The following is a 20,114-nucleotide window of genomic DNA, read 5'->3' as shown; positions in this document are numbered from 1 at the left end:
ATGGATAGCCTCGCAGCTTTTCCAAGGTGTATTGGGTTTAACAACTTTGCGCGCCCGCGACTAACACCTCACGAACAAGCGCAATCTGGCCCGAACTCCGGATTTCATGGTGTCGATGTGGCTGCCCTGACCGACCGCATATGGAGGTGAGCAACAGCATTGGCGATTTCAGTATCCCAGTTTTTGCAATACCTCTCGCAAATCCGCAGCAACATCTGTCCAGGTGCGAAGTTGCGGCTTGCGCGCGGCAATGCGTGCACGCAGCTGCCCGGTGAAATCCGGATCCGACAGCAACCTTGTGATGTGATCTGCAAGCTGATCAGCTCGATCCGGATCGAAATAGATACCAAGGTCTCCGCATACCTCTTTCAGAGCCACCGCAGTAGAGCAGAGCGCTGGTGTGCCTAACCACAAAGCTTCGCCCGCAGGCAGCCCCCAGCCCTCCATTCGGCTGGGCAAGATAAGCGCCAGCGCATTCTTGTAGAGATTTACCAAATCCGTCTGGTTGGGGTTTTCGCGAAAGACCACATGCTCGCGGATTGTGCTGCATTCGTCCGACTGCAGATAGGCGGTGGTCTTGTGGCGCAACGCCCCCGCCAGAACCAGCGTGGGAACGTCTTTCCCATCCCGCTTCAGAAGGCGCATCGCCTCGAAGACCACATCCAGATTCTTACGGCCCAGCATTGACCCAACGGTAAGAATATACGGCTGTTCAGGCGCGTCCTGCTCAGCCTGCTCGGTTCCCTCTGGACATTCATGCACAAGAGGTACGGCAAAGACTTCTGGCGCTTCGGGTAGAATACCTTTTTTGGAAAAATCCAAAATCTCTTGCCGTGTGAATTCGGAATTGGCCAACAACGCCTTGGCCCGAGATACCAGCAGCTGGTTGTCCCCGATGAAATTGCGCGGGAAGCTTGCAAGCTGGTGTTCGAAATCGTGCATAGGGATCATGTCATGCAACAATGGTATGATATCGCAAGACACTCCCTTACGATCCAGAGCGCATAGGATTTCAACTATCAGCTTGGGCCGCCCGCAACTCACCAGGGTTTTGCCGGCCATGTTAATGGGCGTCATGCCAGGCGCTATTGCGTCCCAGGCTTTGCGATTCCTGCGCTGGACGAACGGACGAACGACAGCAAGCACCAAATCCCGCAACAGGGATTTGGTGTGATGGTAACTACGCACACGCAGTTGCCGGATTCCGACCGGAACGTTCAGATCCACCCCACCGTCTGCCCGCAGACTCGGGTATATCTCCAGCAGTTCGTCATGACCTTGTGAGAAAACGGCGAACCTGACAGAGGTATCTTGTTTCTTCAGTTCCGCGCCGATCTCGGCAACAACCTTGGCAATCCCATAGTAGCGCAACTTGCCGGTCGAAGCCAAAAGAACCTCTGTAAGGTCATAGACAACCTGCCGCTTTTCAGCTGCATTGAGTTCTTTCACCATTCCCGGTTCCGTTCAGTCATCTGGTCAGTTAAAGCTGTCTCCCCGGATCATTCTAAGTCCGGGAATAGACATCCTCATAACGGATGATGTCATCCTCGCCCAGATAGCTTCCGGTTTGCACTTCGATCAGCACCATGGGCACTTTTCCGGGGTTTTCCATGCGGTGCACGGCACCAAGCGGGATGTATACAGACTGGTTTTCAGTCACCAGTTTAACGTCGTCGTCGACCGTGACCTTCGCAGTCCCCTCGACCACGATCCAATGTTCGGAGCGGTGGTGATGGCTTTGCAGGGACAATGCCGCGCCGGGGTGGACATGGATGCGTTTGACCTGAAAGCGCCCGCCAACGACCAGACTTTCAAACCAGCCCCACGGGCGGAAATCTTTTGGAAATATGGTGGCCTGGTTTGCGCCTTTGGCCTTGAGCGCTTCGACGGCCTTCTTCACGTCCTGCGCGCGGGATTTATCCGCTACCAGAACCGCATCAGGCATTGCGACAGTGATGACGTCCTTCAGGCCGATGCCCACCACTTGCAGATTGTCCGCCTCTGAACGCAAAAGCGTGTCACTGCACTCAATTGCCGTAACGCTGCCTGTCGCCACAACCCCGTTTTCATCCGGACCCGCCTCACGCCAGACCGAGTCCCAATCCCCCAAGTCAGACCAGCCGGCGGAAAACGGCACGACGCTCAGGTTGTCAGCTTTTTCCATCACGGCATAGTCGATCGAGATATCCTCGGCCTGCCTCCAGGCCTCCGGGTCCAGCCGCAGGAAACCCAGATCGGCCTTGGCCGCTTCGCAAGCTGCCTTGACCGGGGTCATCAGCGCTGGCGCGTGGGTTTCAAAGGCGGCGATGATATCGCTGGCCCGGAACAGGAAGATACCGCCATTCCACAGATGTTTGCCATCGGCCACCATCGCCGTGGCAGTATCTACATCGGGTTTCTCGACAAAGCTGTCGAGCTTGACGGGTGTGCTGCCTTCAGGCGCCGCCGCCAGCTTGAGATACCCATAGCCGGTCTCAGGCCGGTCCGGTGTAATTCCAAAGGTCACCAATTGCCCGGCCTGGGCCGCTGACACGCCCGCAACCACAGCGGCGCGGAACGCGTCTGCATCTGGCACAACATGATCGGACGGTGCGACCAGCAGCAAGGCCTCAGGGTCGGACGCAGCCACATGCAAGGCTGCAGCCAGAACCGCGGGCGCGGTATTGCGCCCTTCGGGCTCAATCAGAATCGCACCTGGATCAATGCCCGCTGCCTGCAGCTGTTCGGTCACGATAAACCGGAAATCAGACCCGGTCACCACCACGGGCGCAGCATAACTCTCGCCGGACAGACGCCTGGCCGAAGCCTGAAACAGGGTCTCTTCCCCGGCAATGGCGGCAAACTGCTTTGGATAGGATTTCCGAGACAGCGGCCAAAGACGAGTGCCGGAACCGCCGCAGAGAAGAACAGGAGTGATGGACACGATCAAACAACCTTTGCCAGTAAATAGAGGCTCTCTACTCTCAACTTAACAGCAGTTTTTCAAGGTGGTTCTTTTATCGTGGGATCAGTTTTCTGCAATAAACCGATAAACGCAGGTTCCGTTGTGGGATCTGTTGCAAACTTTTGACCCTTGACCTTCATGGCGTTAGCGCCTGTGTGGCGAACGGCATTATACAGTTGAAGGTTGGCCTATGATTTCTTTCAAAGGTGCGCAATATCCGAAGGATGTGATCCTATTCGCGGTCTTCTTCCACGTTCGATATGGTGTTTCATATCGTGACCTGGAAGAAATCATGGGTGAGCGCGGTGTTTCGGTGGATCACACTACGCTGAACCGCTGGGTGACAAGATACTCTAGCACGATTGCTGAGGCCGCGCGTCGCCGCAGATAATCTTGCGACCGTTCTTGGAGAATGGACGAGACCTACATCAAGGTGAAAGGCGCGTGGGTTTATCTCTATCGAGCTGTGGACAAGCACGGTAAAACGATTGATTTCAAGCTTTCGCAGCGCTGAAACAAACCCGCCACCAAATTCTTTGCCCGAATGCTGGAGGTCAACGGCCCTCTGAAAAAGAATGTCATCGACAAAAGCGGGGCGAACACGGCCGGCATCAAGGCCATAAACAAGATGCCGAAAGGCTTTGGTTGCCCAGTCCCAATTGAAATAGTCAGGCGGAAATACTTGAACAGCATTGTGAAACAGGATCACCGTTTTATCAAAAGACGCACGCGGCCAATGCTGGGGTTCAAGACCTTCGCTTCAGCGGCGGCAACGCTCGACGGAATTGAAGTGGCGCACATGATCCGCAAAGGTCAAATCACACTCGGACTCAGTCCGTTGCGCCAGTTCGCGGAACTTGCCTCTTAAACCTGCTGCTACAGCGCGTTCTCTTCTTCCAACTGAAACTTCGCAACAGAACCGACATCATCATGTTCTGGAGTAATAAGAGACCAGAAATCCATTTACGCGCAAAACTTGATATTTTTGCTCGTTACTTTCAGCATATCTTCAAATTACGACCATACGCGATAAGTATCCCTTATCAGGTGTGATTGATTTCCCGCGGAAACGCGCGCAGAATGGCTGCCATGACAGCCCCTGCACCCTATCTGCCCAGCCCCTCCCCTGCCCTGTCTCAGGCCGATCAGGAGGCGCTGACCGATCTTTATGTCCGAGGCACCCCGGCCAACACGCTGCGCGCTTACGAACGTGACCTGCTTTACATCACCGCCTGGGCCGATGCGGCCTTCAAGAAATCCTTGGAATGGCCGGAGCGCCAAGACATTGCCCTCGCCTTCATCCTCGATCATGCGCGGGATCTGAACGATGCACCACCAGAAGATCGTGCTCGGCAGGCGGCTGAATCTCTGATTGAACAAGGGTTGCGCAAGTCCCTCACCTGCCCTGCCCCGTCGACGCTGGACCGGCGCGTCGCCTCCTGGCTGGCCTTTCACCGGATGAAGAACCTCGCCAGCCCGTTTGACGCCCCACAGGTGAAGCAGGCCCGGGCCAAAGCCCGTCGCGCCGCCGCCCGGCCCCTTGCCCCAAAATCGCAACACCCGATCACCCGCGACGTGCTCGAACAGCTGCTGGCCACCTGCCGCGGGAGCCGTCGGGACTGCCGCGACCGGGCGTTGCTGATGCTGGGTTGGGCCTCCGGTGGCCGCCGCCGGTCGGAACTGACCGGACTGAGGCGCGAAGATGTGTCGTGTAAGGAATTCGACGACAAGGGCTTCGTCTGGCTGTCCCTGCTGGAGACCAAGACCACCCAAAAGGGTGAGACTCCGCGGCTGGTGCTCAAGGGTCGCGCAGCGCAGGCGCTGGTGCATTGGATCGAGGTGGGTCGCATCGAGAATGGTCCCCTTTTCCGGCCGATCTCCAAGGCCGACCGAGTATTGAAACGCCGCCTCAGCCCGGATGCCATTGCGCAGATCGTCAAGCACCGGCTGAAACTGGCCGGGCTGCCCAAAAACTTTGCCTCACCCCACGGTTTGCGCTCCGGTTTTCTAACCCAGGCCGCCCTCGATGGCGCCCCAATCCAGGCTGCCATGCGCCTCTCCCTGCACCGCTCCATGGCACAGGCGCAAAAATACTATGACGATGTGGACATTGCAGAGAACCCGGCGGCAGACTTGTTGGGGTGAAAGAAGGAGCGGTTTCGCGCGCGAAACATCAGGTGTCGCGCGCGTGCAGCCAGGTTTTCAGCTCCGCAAGAAATGCCTCAGACAGTCCCTGGCCGGACAGGGTGACCTGTGCGCCGTTTCGACTCTGTTTCAATTGAATGCTGCCAAATGTCTCTTTCGGGGGTGTCTTGGCAACAGGTGGCTTTCCCCCTTTCGACCCCAAGTTGTTTAATACACGTATCAGAGCTGAAATTTCAGCTTCCCCGCTCTGAGGCTCGGCCTTCAGCAGAGCCTTGGCGATTAAAGAAGCTGCTTTAGCCTCCTCTTTCACGATCTTCGCAATCGACAGCCCCAGCCGCTCAGGAATAACCGAAGCAAACTGCAGATGGTCATCCAGCGCGTGATAGATCGTAACGAACGATCCGATCTTGGATCGTTTAGCCCGGCTGGCTGAAGCGAACAGCCCGCGCAAGGCAGCGGCCTCGTCCGGATAAACCCCCTGCTCGGCGGCCCGCGCCACGATCCGGGCGCGTTCATAGTAGCTCAGCCCGACACGGATTTCGTTTTCCTCGACCATGGCCACATACGCGTCCGACGCGCTCTGCGGCTGTCTGAGGAACGCGCGAACGGTTGCGAAGCGCGCCTCACCCGTCTCCTGCACCAGCGCCCGCAGCGCAGTCATGCGCCGCCAGCCCGAGATCAGGCCATACCGCCCTTCGGTCAATTCCACGACCTCGATCGGTGTTTGCTGCCCGCGTGCCTTCAGGCTTTCCTTCAGCGCCTCCATATCCACGTCATCAGCCGCCATCCGGTCGCGCACCAGATAGGTTTCTTCGATGGCATCCAGCGGCAGATCCTGCACCAGGCGACCTTCGGCCCGAGCGGCACGCAATTCTCCGGACAACTCCTCTAGCGCAGCCTGGGCCGCCGTGGCCCCGGCCACCTGTGCAACCGGCGGCGCGGCGCGGGGTGCCTCTGCAGGGAACATGGATGTCAGACCGGGGGCAGGGCGATTGTCTTCCAGATAATCCGGCCGGGCTGGGGTCAGTCGTTTGCGTTTCGCCATTACTTTCTCCTTCTTCGGCGCGGGTCAGACTCTGTATCGAGGCACGGCAGACGTGTTTCGCGCGCGAAACATCGCGCTCAGAGCGGCAATTCCGGTGTTCCCGCCTCTTCGGCCTGCTGGGCCCGCTCTTCACCCCGCCAGACGCCGATCAGCAGCTTCTTGAACGAAGCATAGGTGGCATCAAAGGTTTCCCGCCCGCGCACATAGGTCTCTCGGTTGAAATCGCGGTAATCCGCCTCGTAGATGCCGTTGACCTGTTCTCCGGCTTGTCCGATCAGCGCCGTGTATCCCTGCCAATGCGGCGACAGGGTGCGGCCCAGATAGGCCTGCATCAGTCCGGCCAGCTCGGCCTGCTGGCTGCCGTCATAGCGGGTGATAACCGTGCGCACCGCATCCCATTGAAAGGCCATCTCGGGCCGCCCTAATGCGCGGGCCGCCATGTTCTCTCCGTCTTCGATGGATTGGAAGGTGGAATGCAGCATGTCAAAGAACCGGCCGGTGGAGTCGAACTCCAGAAACGATGCCCCCATGGGCACCAGCAGAATATCCGAGGCCGAAAGCCCATTGATCGTCAGATAGCCGAGGGCAGGGGGGGTATCGATGAAGATGATGTCATATTCGTCCAGCACCCCATCCTCGTCCAGCGTGTCGGTCAGCGCATCCCACAGCTTCCAGCTGCGGCCCTGCATCCGCCAGACGGGGATCTGGAACTCGGCCCAATAGAGGTTCAACTGAGCGCCAATCAGATCAATATTCGGCCAGTGGGTAGCCTGGATCAGATCGCTGCTACGGACCTTCAGCGCCTCGGACAGGGTGTCATCAATCGGGTGCGGGGCCTCACCCCGGTCAAGACGTCCTTGATTGTCGCGGCGCAGATGGGTGGCGTAATGGCGAGCCAGCAAGGGGAACACCGTCTGCCATTCATCGCTGACCTTGCCGCCGAAGATCGAAGTCATCGAGCCCTGGCTGTCCAGATCAATGACCAGCACCTTGTAGCCATCCAAAGCGGCGGACATGGCAAGATGCGCGCAGGTCGAGGTCTTGCCAACACCGCCCTTGAAATTGGCCACCGAGACAATCTTGGCTGGCAACCCTTCAGGACGGTAGGGGCGGTATTCTTTTGCTTTGGATCCTTCCGAGGCAAAGTGTGTGCGCAGCCGCAGAACCTCATCCAACGTGAACCACTTGGCGCCGCCTTCCGTCTCGGACTGTCCTTGTGGCAAATCCGGGTTACCCTTCAACACCCGCCGAAAATGGGCCGGTGCAACAGGGATCAGATATTTGGTGATCTCCCAGGTTGAAAACAGGCGCAGCATTTTCTGGCCACCTTCTTCCAGACCCCGGTTCGCCAGATCTGCCCGCCCTCGGGCGCAGGCATCCGAAATCTGCGAAAATTCATCGGTTCCGGTTGGCTCACCCAGCTCTGCATAGGCCAGGTCAGGATCAATATTGAAATAGGGAGGAAGCCCTTCGGACGGTGCTACTCGCATTGAAAATCTGCCCATGTGCTATGTTTTGATCAATATACCACAAAATGAAGCATATGGAAGCATTGTGAGCATAAAATCGAATTTTCTAAGCAAAAATAAGGGGTAAAATTTCTTTGAACGGTGTGTTTTGGGCGTGAGGTGAAAAAATATCCAGTTAGAATTCTGTTATCTTATTAGTTACGGTGGAAATCAGTTCCATGTAAGTATAAGAAAAAAAAGAGCTTTTAGTCACTTTTGAACTTAATGGTGAATCTGATCCCACGATAGGGTGACTCTGAACCCACGTTGCAGTGACTCTGAACCCACGTTCCGGCGGCTTTACGCCCCCTGTGGATAACTCTACGGTAAGCGTCAATAAAACCACGAACAAAGATTCGGGCAGGACATATGGGCAGGGCAGTATGAGCGGGTCGGGGGCGTTGTTGCCTGACCGGCACCCAACGGGCGATTTTTTTGTATGCGATATCTTCGATGCGCTGCCCAAGACAGATATGGGCTCGATGGAGCATCCGATGTTTTCGCTCTCGACCCGACCGGACCGGCGCATCCTTAATTACGAACATAACGGGGTCGAGATCACGGTGACGCCGTCGGTGCGCGGTTTGGCGACGATCCACGACAAGGACATCCTGATCTTTTGTATCAGCCAGCTGATGGCGGCGATCAACGCGGGACGGACTGTCAGTCAAGTGCTGCATCTTACGGCGCATGATCTGATGGTGGCCACCAATCGCGAGACCAGTGGCGACGGCTACAAGCGCCTGCGCGAGGCGTTCGAGCGGCTGGCAGGGACCCGGATCACCACCAATATCGCGACCGGCGAGAAAGAGACCACCACCGGTTTCGGTCTGATCGAAAGCTGGGAAATCGTCCGCCACACCCGGGCGGGCCGGATGGTCAGCGTCAGCGTGAAACTGTCAGACTGGCTGTTCCGCGCGGTGCTGGCGAAATCGGTACTGACGCTCAGCCGCGACTACTTCCGCCTGCGCAAACCGCTGGAGCGGCGGATCTATGAACTGGCACGCAAACATTGCGGCCGCCAGCCCGAATGGCGGATCTCGGTCGAGGTGCTGCTGAAGAAATCGGGCTCGGCTTCACCCCGGCGGGTGTTCCGCAAGATGATCCGCGACATGATCGCAGCCGATCACCTGCCCGATTACGAGATGACCGAAGAGCCTGGCGACCTGATCCGCTTCTCGCGCCGCGATCAGGTGGTCGAGGGGCCGGACAAACCAGTCCTGCCGTCAGGTGCTCTGGAAGAAGCCCGAGCAATGGCGCCGGGCCGCGATGTCTATGCGCTGGAGGCGGATTGGTTGGCCTATTGGGCCGCGTCGGGCCGCCCACAGATCAGAAACCCGCAACGGGCGTTTCTGGGCTATGTGGCCAAGAGGGTCGCCGGGCGGGACTAGGCGCTTAGCTGGAATAGGCGGGTTTTTGTTTTTGCCCGCGTGCCTTCACGGCTTTGACAGCGACAACAACGATGAGGGCCGCAATGATGAAGAGCCAGCCAAAGAGGATGTAGCTGCCCAGTGCCATAAGAATGGACGCACCGGAGAACAAAGCAATCCCAGCGGCGCACAGGCCGACAAGAATGGCTATTCCGATAACTCCGATCATGTTCTCCAAGTCCTCCAACTCTGGTCTTGGTCTGGCTAGTCCCCGAGCGGCTGTAGCTATGCCATTGGGTAGATACCCAAGATGATTCCGCGATGAAATCATGGCAAAACTTTGGACCACTAAGGGTTAAAATTTGGTTATTTTTACCTGATGGAGCTTTGCTCCACTACTCGCGCAACACTGCTTATAATTTATTGAGACATGAATATGTCTGAGCAGATAGTTCCTTAAAACTTTTGTGACAGCAATATAGAACGTCCACGCCCCCTGAAAATGTGCAAAGGTCCGCCTATGGCACCGCACTGTCAATCCGCGATCATTTGGATGAAATGGCAGACGAGCGTGCGCTTTGGCCATTGAATGATCAAAGGTTAGATGGATGACCCCGGAGGGTCACATCTTGACCAAACGCCCGCCCGCCACCTTGATCCCGGCTTTTTCAAAAACGTTGCGCGTGTCGAAGACCAGCGCCGCCTCGCGCGCAACCAGATCGTAATCCGGCGCGCTGTGGTCGGTGATTACGGCCACGGCGGCATACCGTTTCAGGTTGTCCGCCGTCAGTGGCTGCGAGGTCCGCCCCGCCAGCTGCGGGTATTCGCCGCCTTCGGGCAGGCGGGGGAAATAGGGGTCATGATACTCGACCTCGGCCCCCAGCTTCTCCAGCTCGTCCAGCAGCACCAGCGCCGGGCTGCGGCGGGTATCCTCGACATTGCGCTTATAGGCGATGCCCATCAGCAGGATGCGCTGCCCGGTCAGGGGCTGCCCGGTTTCCGCCAGCGCGGACCCGTGGCGCGCGGCCAGCTCTGTCGCCATCCGTGCCGCCAGCGTCTCTGGCACCGCGTCATTGCTGGAACGGGCCAGGTTGATCAGCGGCGTATCAGATCCTGCATCCGCGGCGCGCCAGGCCAGATAGGCCGGAGACACCGGGATGCAGGCCCCACCAATTCCGGGACCAGGATAGAAAGGCATGAAGCCAAACGGCTTGGTTGCCGCGGCCTCGATCACTTCCCAGACGTCCACGTCCATTGCTTCAAGTGCGGTCTTCAATTCGTTGACCAGCGCAATATTGACGGTGCGAAAGCTGTTTTCGACCAGTTTCACCGCCTCGGCTGTGGCGGCTGAACTGACCGGCACAGCGCTGGTGACGATGGCGCGATAGAAATCTTCGACCAGTTGCCGCGACAGCGGATCGTCGGCACCGACCACCTTGGGAATGCTGTGTGTGTCGAATTTGTCATTGCCGGGGTCTTCGCGCTCGGGCGAAAACGCCAGGAAGAAATCACTGCCCGCGCGCAGACCGCCCGCCTCGAGGATCGGCTGAACCAGTGTGGTCGTGGCGCCGGGCCAGACGCTGCTTTCCAGCACTACCATCTGACCGGGGCGCAGATGCTGTGCGATGGTTTGTGCGGCAGCCGCGACAAAACGCATGTCCGGATCCTGTGCATCGGTCAGCGGGGTTGGTACGCAGACCAGCACGATATCGGCCTCGGCCAGCGCGGCAGCGTCCTGCGTGGCGCGGAACTTGCCGCTGGCCACCGCCTGCGCGATCCGGTCCTGTGCCAGGTACGAGATGACCTGATCACCCTGATTGATCCGCGCCACCCGGTCGGGGTTGAGATCAACGCCGGTGGTGTCGAACCCTTCGTCATAGGCGGTCAGCGCCAGCGGCAGACCGACATAGCCCAATCCCACCACGGCAACCCGCGCATCGCGCGTGGCGATAAGCTGTTTGAGAGACTGATGGTGTGAGGTTTCGCAGTTCATAATCTATCCTGATCGTACAAAGTCAGACTGAAATCAAAGGCAGGACGGGCAGCAGGAAATCATCCTTTCTTTACGGATAGGGAGGAATCTGAGCGAATCCAACTAATTTATCGGCCCTGTATCGGCGGGTCGTATAGTGTTTCAAAAAATGCCTCAATTATTGATATCTTGATTAATTGTTCATTTTTTTAAAGTTGGCTTCCAGATGGGGTCGCGTGGCTTCAAGCCCGGCTTTCAGATCATAAGCGGGCTCATATCCCAGCCGTATACGGGCATGATCGATCTGGCATTGTCCCGTACCCGAGAATAGCTCCAGCATATAACGGTCAGGATACAGTTCGTTTTGCCGGGGCAGCCGTTGTGTGGCTGTTTGGACCAGTTTTTCGAACCGGTCCCGACCGATCCAGGCGCGCGCTATGGTGCTGACCCGTGCGGCCAGCGACTGTGTGTCTGGTATTTCGCCCGGCTCTTCATCGGGCAGCCGTTCGCGGAGTGTTTCCTGCGGAATGTACCTGATCTGCCCTCGGCCAATGATATCGGCATAGCCGGACAGCAGGGCCGACCAACTGACGGGGGCGGGCCCCGAGATAATGAACCGCTCTTGCTGCAGATCTTCGGGTGCGGCAGCGCACAACATGGCCTGTACCAGATCGTCCACAAATACAGCATTGCACAGCCCTTCGGGTTTGGGCAGCACCACGGTACCAGCGGCAAGCCAACTGGTCAGCTTATCCGTCCAGAGCATACTTCCAGGGCCATAAACCAGTGTCGGCTGCAGGATCGCAGCGGGGCAGTTTCCCTGTAACAGAGCCTGCTCCATCGCAATCTTGGCCCGCCGATACGGGTCAGCTTTGCCGTTCGAGGTCGGACAGCTCTCTGTCAGGCTTTGCTGTGGCCATCCGTCATAGACAACGATAGAGCTGGCATGAACGATCCGCCCAACCCTGGCTTTTTCTGCGGCGGCTCTGAGGGCCTCGAAGGCGGCAAGATTATCCGCTGCTGTGGCGCGCATGTCATAGGCAAGATGGTATAATACATCCTGATCGCGCAGGGCCTTGTCGTGCAAGCTGCGATCCCCTGCCGTTCCCTGTATGACCCGTGCTCCCATCGCGCTGAAGGCTTGCCGACCATGGCGGTTGCGCAACAGGACGGTGACCCGGGCACCGGCATTAATAAGGGTCGGAACAAGCCGCTTGCCGATAAATCCTGTCGCTCCTGTCACGAAGACGGACTTGCCGCCGAGATGATTTGGTCCGGTGGCTGTCATGATCTTTTTCTTCGTCTCAAATTCAGGATCCGGAACAATGTGTTTCAAAGCAGAAGCCTAGCCTAGGGTGGGCGCCTGTGCTACTGCGCAGAGGACGAATTATTGTCATAAGTACGGGGTACGCTGTGCCCCGCGTTTGTTAATGAGGAATTCGATGACGATCGGTATAACCGGCGTGCAGATGTCACCGTGGCGCATACTCCTCAAGAGAATATTGCTATGTGAAGCCGACAGTTCGGGTCCGGGCTGTTCGTGGTCTGTTTTATGAGGAGAAAACCATGCGTATAGGGGTTGTTGGTGGGGCCGGGAAAATCGGCAAACTGCGGGTCGAGACCATTCAGGAATGCCCGGACACAACGCTGGCGGCCGTTCTTGATCTGTCTGAAGAAGCTGCGCGCGGTGTTGCGGGGGACGCTCCCGTGTTCACTGACCTGAAGCGGTTTTTGGAAACGGATATGGATGCGGTTGTGGTATCAACCCCTCCGCATACGCATGAAGACCCATGTGTCAGCGCCCTGAAACAAGGGATGCATGTGCTGGTCGAAAAACCCATGGCCAACAGCGCCGAAACCTGCCGTCAGATGCTGGCCGAGGCAAAGGCCGCAGATCGGGTGATCGCTACGGGCTTCAATATGCGGTATTACCCCTCATTCGCTTATGTGAAAGACACCATAACCAGCGGGGCGATCGGGGACATTACTCATATTCGCGCCTTTGGTGGGCATGACGGGCTGGCCCATTTTACCCATGACTGGGAATACAGGGTGCCGGAATCCGGTGGCGGAGCAATGTGGGATATCGGCATTCACATGACCGATATAGTGCGTCACATGCTGGGTGAAGTGACCTCGGTTTATGGTGTCGCCAGTGAACGTGTCTGGAACCTGCCGGGTTCTGAGGATACCGCTCTTGCCGTGTTCAAAAACTCCGAAGGCATTCCCGCCGTCTATCACGCGACATGGGGTGAATGGCGCGGGTATGATTTCGCAATCGAAGTTCATGGTACGCATGGCATGGTGCAGGGTGCCTATGCACCGATGAAGAATGTTCTGATCACTCTTCCGGAACCCGGCGGCAAAGCGACAACCACAAAACGCCAATATTTTGATATTGCGGTTCGCGAGAAACTGTTCTCGTGGAAAACCACTGCAAAAATTTCGTTTGCCGAAGAGCTTCGGGATTTTCTGAAGCTTTGTGAAGGTGACCTCAGCGTAAGAATTGCGGATGGTAATGCCGGACTTCGGTCGATCGAAATTGCGAATGCCGTTGTTGAAAGTTCACGCACCAACAAGGCAATTGATCTGCCCGTCCTGAAACCTGTACGCCCTTAGGTAGCGTTGAGCGGTTAGCTTACGGCCTGTTCCTCGATCAGGTTGCATATTGTCCCTATCTGGGCGTCAGATGGGCCCGTGAAAGCTGGCAGGTTGAGACCCGTTGCCGAGAGGTGTTAGGATTGAGGCAGGCGCACATTCTGCGTGGCGGCAAGCTTCAGATATGGCGGTTGTTGATATATGCTTGGGAAGAAAGGCCTAGTGTAGACGGAGTCGACTCCGGCTCAGTGCAGAATAGGGCGTTCTTATGAGCGTTTTTTACACTTCTCGACACGACGAGACTACCCCGCTGGTGCGGATCATTTCCCTGGCTGCGCAGCATTTTGGCCTGCTCCAGCAATGCAGTGGTCGGTCTGACACGCGTTTGCAAACTCTTTTTCGAAACGATCGAGAAATGCGCCGCTTGAAGAAATTCAGGTTCCTTTGATCGCTTCTACAACCTAACGCTCTTCATTACCCGAAAGGTCCAGAACCGCGATCTGTATCATGGTTTCACCTTCAAAATTATCACCTGCTAAATCACAGCGCTTTGTCAGGAGGCGCTAGCTCCGGTCGGGCGTCATGAAAATTACGCCTGACAGTTTCACAGTGCCTCAGGCTCTTCTCCCTGAAAATATCCCACCAGTTCGCCACATGCCCACATGCTTACGATCATGAAAATAAGCGGTGAGGCTAGCCAGAACTTTCGAAGATAAATCCGCTTGCGGCGCTGATTTCCAAGATGCCGGGTAAACAGAACAAATGGCAACAGGGGGCTTATGGCGGCGCGGAAGACACGTAACCCGAATGAAATTTCGCCAGACCGGATGCGGGCATATTTACGGCCCCAGTGAAACCACTCGCCCGCCAGCGTGAAGGTCGGGATACGCGGACGGTATTGGGTTGTTCTGGGGCGATCTGACAGAACCATTTTGTCACCGGCAGCCTGCAGGGCGGCATGGATGGAGGGTTCATAGAACCGATGTTCATACAGATGACGCAGTGCGTGCAGCTTGTCGGCCCGGTAACACACATTGGTTGCTGACAGAAAATCGGTCTCACCGGTCGGCAGGGGGGCCATATAACGCCCGAAGTCGCAGATATGAACAGCCCAGTTCCAGGTCGTGTCATACCCGTTGTCGGAACACCCCCCGACCGCTGCGGCCCCGGTCTCATCCATCAGGTCCATCACCGAGGCAATCCAGGTTTCGGCCGGAATGCCGCGATCTTCGACAAGGCCGATCCGGCGCCCGCGTGCAAATTTGATGCCCTCGGAGCGGCGGATGTCCCAGAACCGGTGCAGATCAAGGGCGTTTCGCGGAGTCATGCCACCTGCGAGTATCCCGAGATCGATAAATTGGAAGCCCGGGAAGTCATCTGCCATTTTGGCTTCTTCAAGCGACAGCTGATCATATGGCACGATGACTTCCACCCTGTAGTCACCAACCTGATTGGCAAGCGCATTCAGACATGCCCGAAGCGCGACGCCCCCATCAACGATAGCCACAACGACAGAGATATCGGGGAGTGAAAGATCTGGATTGTTCATCACAGGCATTTCCCTCATCGAACCTTGGACAGAGACCGGCCGGCCCCGAACCAGTATCCGGCAACCTCACCCAGTCCCCAGGACAGTGAAAACGGGATCAGCAAAGGCAGAGAGGGCCATAGCCGGTGGACATGACGCCCTTTGGTTATGACGTTTCTGACCACGCGGTAATAGACGATCGGCGGCAACGCAAAAGCAACGAGCCCCATAAGCAGTCTTTTTCCGCTCGACTCCTCGCTGACCCGAGCTCCGGCGAAGCTTTTGGAATACAGGTATCTCTGGGTCAGATAGAGACCGAATGTGTAGTGCATCTTATGCCCGGAAACGATGTCGTTGCGCAGGGTCATAGAGACACCATCTGCGCGCATATGATCATGCAGGTGGTTTTCCCATTTGCCATCATCCAGCAGGGTATCGAACCGTTCCAGAACGTCGCGCCGGTAGACCGTGTTATTGCCCGGAAGCCAGTCCGAAGGGCCATCATTCAGAGGTGGTAGAACAGCACTGTATTCGCATAGGAATGCCGCCCAATCGACTAGGGTCTCTTTGGCTTCGTTATCGACAGGCCCGGCAACTACATCCGAACCGTCCGCGATTTCATCCAGCATTCGCAGTGTCCAATTCGGTGGAACCAGCACATGATCTTCAATGACCCCGATGGCATCGGCTGTTGCGGCCCGGATACCTGCGGCGCGCATCTGAGGGATTGTAGCTTCTTCGGCGGCTGCCAGAATGTGTACATCCGGAAATTCTGTCTCAACATCCCGAATGAAGTCCGGGCCGAGGCGTATGACGGCGATAATCTCGGGTTGGGGGCCGGTCTGCTCCTGCAAAGCCGCGACGCACTCCCGAAAATCAGACAGAGAATTGACACATGGAACGACGACCGAAATTTGATGCTGCATCATGTGTTTTCTCCGGCGTGACGTGTACCGCTCAGGGTGATCTGATCACAGTCGATCATGGAAACGGAGCTGTGTTTGCATCCGGGTTTAAAAACCCCAGAGCGTGTCGATGTTTGTGGCTTTAATAGCATCAATGAAGGCCTTTTTGATAAACTGTATCCGTAGCTTGGATGGTTTCAACGTCACTTTTCAAGCGCGTTCCCAAAACTGATCTCGGTCATTTCGGCAGCACGATCCCAGGTGAACTTTGCGGCTTGGCGTATGGCCTGCTTTGACAGTCGCGCATGAAGATCGTCGTCACTCAGCAGCCTGTTTGTCTGATGGGCAATCGAGGACGCATCGGTCGGGTCAAACAGTAGCCCGCCATCGCCGACAACTTCGGGAACGCTGCTTGCATCAGAACCCAGAACCGGGGTGCCGCAGGCCATTGCTTCGAGAGGGGGGAAGCCGAAACCTTCATAGAGCGAAGGGTGCACAAGTGCATGTGAGGCATTGATCAGAAGCGCAAGCTTTTCATCCGAAATCTCGCCGGTGAAAATGATCCGTTCTGACGCAATCACATTGGCACGGGCCGAAGCCTGTAAATCCTCGACATTATCCCAGAACCGGTCCCCGGTCGTACGCCCGACAATGGCTAGAAAAGCATCTGGATGTTGTTCCAGAATCATTGGCATCGCATGGATAAGGCGCAGCACATTTTTGTGTCTGTTAAAGCCTCCTACATAGACAAGGACACGGGCCCCGGTGGGAATACTGTATTCCGCCCGAATTTCGTCTATTTTGTTGTTATCATTTATCTCTTTGAAAACGGGCGCGGCGGCCATCGTGGTCAGATCAACCTTGTCGCGTGGAATGCCCAAAATGGATTGCAGGTCCCGGACCGACGATTCAGATCCGGTGATAAACCGCGTTGCCTGCAATTTGGCGAGCGTGGTTTTTGCTTTCCACAGCGCAACATTCAGTTTTGACGGGAAGATCAGATCCGGAAAGCGCTCAGGGATTGTATCATGGATACAGATGACCTTCGGGACGCGCGACAGTAGGGGGTAATACGAAAAAACGGTGGGGCAAAAGAACACGTCGCATCCCAGTCGGAGTGTTGCTTGATGCATCTGAAACCGGTTTGCCACGTCTGACCCTTCCGGTTTTGACGCAACCACGACGTCGACACCCTGAGGAACCGGGTAAGACGGTTCCTGATCACAGATCAGGGTATAACGAAATCTGCTGTCCCGAGCTGCCAGAGCTTCGAGCACACCTCTTGTGAAGCGCCCAAACCCGCGCTCATTTCGCCAAGTCGTTCCGTCAATCCCGACATGCATGGCGATACTCCGTTCCTGCGAAATTTTTTTGTCTCAACCGCTTCGAGCAGCGACGGAGGATTGAAATCCAAATCATGGGCTCACTCTACGGCAGGCAGAGCGCGGCCCACAATCATTTGATATCTCTGTATCCCTGTTGCTAGATCATTGGGGCCAATTGAGGGGCGGATTCGTAAATGCACGCTGTAACGGAACCAGATGATCGACGGCATCTTCGGATCGCTCAGATGTGCACGGATTTCGGAATGGGCGGGATCGCCAGACATGCTCTTGACTTGGGTATCTGGCTGGAAGGTCATGGTCATGGCGTTTTTCTTGCCGGAACGCCGGGCGAATGGGCAGGGCAAAGGGCCGAAGATGGCTTTCTGTCCATCCCGACACGCTATGTTGGAGGGGATGGTGGCGGGCTGGTTCGCAGGCTTGCCAATACTGGCCGTGGGGCGATTGCCCTACGTCGCTGGCTTGCGGCGTCGCGTATCGACGTCATTCACGCCCACGAATCTGCTCCGGCATTGGTGGCGTTGCTGGCGCGGATGCGTCTGAACATCCCTCTTGTCGTGACGTATCACGGATCTGACCCGCAGCGGATAAAAGGGTTCGGGACGATCGCGCGCCATGCGGATCTGGTGGTGACCCCCAGCCATCGGGCCGCTGAGGATCTGGCGGAAATCGCAGGGGTTCCAAGGGATAAGTTGCGGGTCATTGGTCTTGGCATCAAGCCGCCGCCCGAAGACAGCTCCGAAGACGTGGCGGCGCTGCGCAGCAGCCTGTTGCGCGGGGGCAGCCACCTTATTGTGACACTCGCCCGGGTTGCTTATCAGAAAGGCATCGACGTTTTGATCGACTGTGTCGCGGCGATGAAAGACCAGCACCCCGGCTATCGTTTTGTTGTTGTTGGCGACGGGCCGTTGGATCAGCAGATGCGGGCGTTGGTAAAACAACGCGGTCTGCAAGAGCATCTGCATTTCGCCGGGCGGACCGAGGTCCCGTATCGGTATCTGCGCGCAGCTGATCTTATGTTGCTGACATCCCGGTGGGAGGCGCTTCCGATCTCTATTGCGGAATCCCTTCAGACCGGAACACCGATTGTTGCGACGGATTGTTCCGGCGTTCACGAGTTGGTGGATGACACCGTTGGTGCCTGTGTTCCGATTGGTGACGTTGCGGCGATCACGCAAGCTGTGGAACGTATTCTCGAGGATGAGCAGAAACGGTCTGACATGGCGGCACAAGCGCTGGAGCGGTCGGGGGCAAACCGTTTCGATCCCGATCATATCAACCAGCAGATTGAGGCGCTTTATCTTGGCTTGGTAAGCTGATGGCTCGGGTGCAAGATGTGTTTGATACGGTGAAACGAACCGAAATATGCCACGTGTTTGCAACACGGAATATGAACCGTTCCGCAAAGTGATTTGCGTCCTTCGATTGCTGTGGGGATCGTGCTTTCATAAGGCACGGTCATTGGTAATCTGGTAAATTTCCTATGCAGTCATTACGTATCCTGATGTTCACCACATTTTATCCTCCCTATTCCTTTGGCGGTGATGCCATTGGCATTCAGCGCATGGCCCGGGCGCTTGTGGCGCGGGGCCACGATGTGACGGTGGTGCATGACGAAGACAGCTATCTGATCCTGGGCGGCAAACCACAGCCGGAAGGTGCCTCCGATGGGGTGCGCCGGATCGGGTTGCGCAGCCGCAATGGCATGATGTCGAACCTGCTGACCCAGCAGCTTGGCCGCCCCGTTGTTCACGCCGCCCGCATCCGCGAGATCCTGGCCGGGCGGCAACCGGACATCATCTGGCATAACAACACTTCGCTGATCGGCGGGCCCGGCCTGTTGCCGATGGGCGAAGGGCTGAAGGTTTATGAGGCGCATGAGCACTGGCTGGTCTGCCCCACCCATGTTCTGTGGCGGCATGGGCGCGAGCTGTGCGAGGATCGCCAGTGCCTGCGCTGCGTACTGAATTACAAACGCCCGCCGCAGCTGTGGCGGTATACCGGGGCGTTGGACCGGGCGCTGGACCACATGAATCTGATCATCGCCAAAAGCGAATTCAGCCGCGCCAAGCATCGCGAATTCGGATTGCGGCAGGACATGCAGGTGCTGCCCTATTTCCTGCCCGACCTGGATCAGAGCGCCCTGCCGGAACCGGCGGCGCATGAACGCCCCTATTTCCTGTTTGTCGGACGGTTGGAAAAGATCAAAGGATTGCAGGATGTCTTCCCCGCCTTTGATCGTTACCCGGATGCCGATCTGCTGATCCTGGGCGATGGTGATTATGCGGATGAGTTGAAGGCACAGGCCGCAGGCAATAACCGGATCAAATTCCTGGGCCGCAAGACACCTGACGAGTTGAACGCCTATTATCGCGGCGCACTGGGGCTGATTGTGCCCTCGGTCTGTTATGAGACCTTCGGCATCATCCTGATCGAAAGCTTCCGCCTGGGCACACCGGTGATTGCCCGGCGGCTGGGCCCGTTCCCCGAGATTGTCGAGCGGGCAGGGGGCGGATCCCTGTTCGAAACCGAAGACGATCTGATTGCGGCCATGCGCAACCTTCAGCACCAGCCCGACCAGCGCGCGGTTCAGGGTGCTGCGGCGCGTAAGGCATTTCTGGGGGTCTGGCACGAAACACCCGTGCTCGAAGCGTATGGCGCAGCGCTTGCGCGCGCGGCCCATGGTGCAGGAAACCAAAGGTTGGCCACGGTGCTGGAGGCCGGGGCCTTTGAAACCGGCACTGGATAAACACCCC

General features: G+C 57.0%; 15 protein-coding genes and 1 pseudogene. 6 read left to right on the top strand and 10 right to left on the bottom strand.

Features of this window, described 5'->3' with window-relative positions:
• Nucleotides 1–168: 168 nt before the first annotated feature.
• Together ALB80_RS19695 and ALB80_RS19690 are read right to left on the bottom strand one after the other, a co-directional pair.
• The gene (locus ALB80_RS19695; protein WP_050605811.1) at nt 169–1,452 is read right to left on the bottom strand and encodes a glycosyltransferase family 1 protein; all 1,284 of its coding nucleotides are present in this window, start codon (nt 1,450–1,452) and stop codon (nt 169–171) included.
• Between the two features lie 52 nt (nt 1,453–1,504).
• Nucleotides 1,505–2,923, bottom strand: a complete 1,419-nt coding sequence (locus ALB80_RS19690) for a mannose-1-phosphate guanylyltransferase/mannose-6-phosphate isomerase (protein WP_050605824.1) — start codon at nt 2,921–2,923, stop codon at nt 1,505–1,507.
• Between the two features lie 211 nt (nt 2,924–3,134).
• Here ALB80_RS19690 and ALB80_RS19685 point away from each other — a divergent pair.
• Nucleotides 3,135–3,812 (top strand): annotated as a pseudogene (locus ALB80_RS19685) (IS6 family transposase).
• Between the two features lie 221 nt (nt 3,813–4,033).
• Nucleotides 4,034–5,089, top strand: a complete 1,056-nt coding sequence (locus ALB80_RS19680; protein WP_050605823.1) for a site-specific integrase — start codon at nt 4,034–4,036, stop codon at nt 5,087–5,089.
• A gap of 28 nt (nt 5,090–5,117) precedes the next feature.
• Here the strand turns inward: ALB80_RS19680 and ALB80_RS19675 are convergent, their stop codons facing one another.
• Together ALB80_RS19675 and ALB80_RS19670 are read right to left on the bottom strand one after the other, a co-directional pair.
• Nucleotides 5,118–6,134: a ParB N-terminal domain-containing protein gene (locus ALB80_RS19675; protein WP_050605810.1), complete on the bottom strand. Its 1,017-nt coding sequence runs from the start codon at nt 6,132–6,134 to the stop codon at nt 5,118–5,120.
• A 77-nt stretch (nt 6,135–6,211) separates the two neighbouring features.
• Nucleotides 6,212–7,624, bottom strand: coding sequence for an AAA family ATPase (locus tag ALB80_RS19670; RefSeq protein ID WP_253276933.1), 1,413 nt, complete (start codon nt 7,622–7,624; stop codon nt 6,212–6,214).
• Nucleotides 7,625–8,025: 401 nt separating this feature from the next.
• On the opposite strand from ALB80_RS19670, the gene ALB80_RS19665 reads away from it, so the two are divergent.
• Nucleotides 8,026–9,033, top strand: a complete 1,008-nt coding sequence (locus ALB80_RS19665; RefSeq protein WP_050605808.1) for a replication initiator protein A — start codon at nt 8,026–8,028, stop codon at nt 9,031–9,033.
• 4 nt (nt 9,034–9,037) lie between these two features.
• Here ALB80_RS19665 and ALB80_RS19660 read toward each other — a convergent pair whose 3' ends face one another.
• The 3 genes from ALB80_RS19660 to ALB80_RS19650 all read right to left on the bottom strand — a co-directional run bounded on the left by ALB80_RS19660 (nt 9,038) and on the right by ALB80_RS19650 (nt 12,272).
• Nucleotides 9,038–9,241 carry a hypothetical protein gene (locus ALB80_RS19660; protein WP_050605807.1) on the bottom strand — a complete coding sequence of 68 codons (204 nt, stop codon included), beginning with the start codon at nt 9,239–9,241 and terminating at the stop codon, nt 9,038–9,040.
• Between the two features lie 393 nt (nt 9,242–9,634).
• Complete coding sequence (locus tag ALB80_RS19655; RefSeq protein ID WP_050605806.1) at nt 9,635–11,005, bottom strand: nucleotide sugar dehydrogenase; 1,371 nt, start codon at nt 11,003–11,005, stop codon at nt 9,635–9,637.
• A 172-nt stretch (nt 11,006–11,177) separates the two neighbouring features.
• Nucleotides 11,178–12,272, bottom strand: coding sequence for an NAD(P)-dependent oxidoreductase (locus ALB80_RS19650; RefSeq protein ID WP_157054281.1), 1,095 nt, complete (start codon nt 12,270–12,272; stop codon nt 11,178–11,180).
• 278 nt (nt 12,273–12,550) lie between these two features.
• Between ALB80_RS19650 and ALB80_RS19645 the strand changes: the two genes are divergently transcribed.
• Nucleotides 12,551–13,603, top strand: a complete 1,053-nt coding sequence (locus tag ALB80_RS19645) for a Gfo/Idh/MocA family protein (RefSeq protein WP_050605804.1) — start codon at nt 12,551–12,553, stop codon at nt 13,601–13,603.
• Between the two features lie 583 nt (nt 13,604–14,186).
• Here the strand turns inward: ALB80_RS19645 and ALB80_RS19640 are convergent.
• From ALB80_RS19640 to ALB80_RS19630, 3 genes are all read right to left on the bottom strand, one after another.
• Nucleotides 14,187–15,131: a hypothetical protein gene (locus tag ALB80_RS19640; RefSeq protein ID WP_157054280.1), complete on the bottom strand. Its 945-nt coding sequence runs from the start codon at nt 15,129–15,131 to the stop codon at nt 14,187–14,189.
• Between the two features lie 14 nt (nt 15,132–15,145).
• On the bottom strand, nt 15,146–16,039 hold the full coding sequence (locus tag ALB80_RS19635) for a glycosyltransferase family 2 protein (RefSeq protein WP_050605802.1): 894 nt from the start codon (nt 16,037–16,039) through the stop codon (nt 15,146–15,148).
• Between the two features lie 179 nt (nt 16,040–16,218).
• The gene (locus ALB80_RS19630) at nt 16,219–17,358 is read right to left on the bottom strand and encodes a glycosyltransferase family 1 protein (protein WP_050605801.1); all 1,140 of its coding nucleotides are present in this window, start codon (nt 17,356–17,358) and stop codon (nt 16,219–16,221) included.
• Nucleotides 17,359–17,534: 176 nt separating this feature from the next.
• Between ALB80_RS19630 and ALB80_RS19625 the strand changes: the two genes are divergently transcribed.
• Both ALB80_RS19625 and ALB80_RS19620 read left to right on the top strand, forming a co-directional pair.
• Nucleotides 17,535–18,677 carry a glycosyltransferase family 4 protein gene (locus ALB80_RS19625; RefSeq protein ID WP_050605800.1) on the top strand — a complete coding sequence of 381 codons (1,143 nt, stop codon included), beginning with the start codon at nt 17,535–17,537 and terminating at the stop codon, nt 18,675–18,677.
• A 164-nt stretch (nt 18,678–18,841) separates the two neighbouring features.
• Nucleotides 18,842–20,107: a glycosyltransferase family 4 protein gene (locus ALB80_RS19620; protein WP_050605799.1), complete on the top strand. Its 1,266-nt coding sequence runs from the start codon at nt 18,842–18,844 to the stop codon at nt 20,105–20,107.
• The last annotated feature ends 7 nt before the right edge of the window (nt 20,108–20,114 follow it).

This window comes from Ruegeria sp. 6PALISEP08 (assembly GCF_001238295.1).
Classification (GTDB): Bacteria; Pseudomonadota; Alphaproteobacteria; order Rhodobacterales; family Rhodobacteraceae; genus Ruegeria.
The sequence above is the reverse complement of the archived record's forward strand: the minus strand, read 5'-3'. Positions and strand labels throughout refer to the sequence as shown.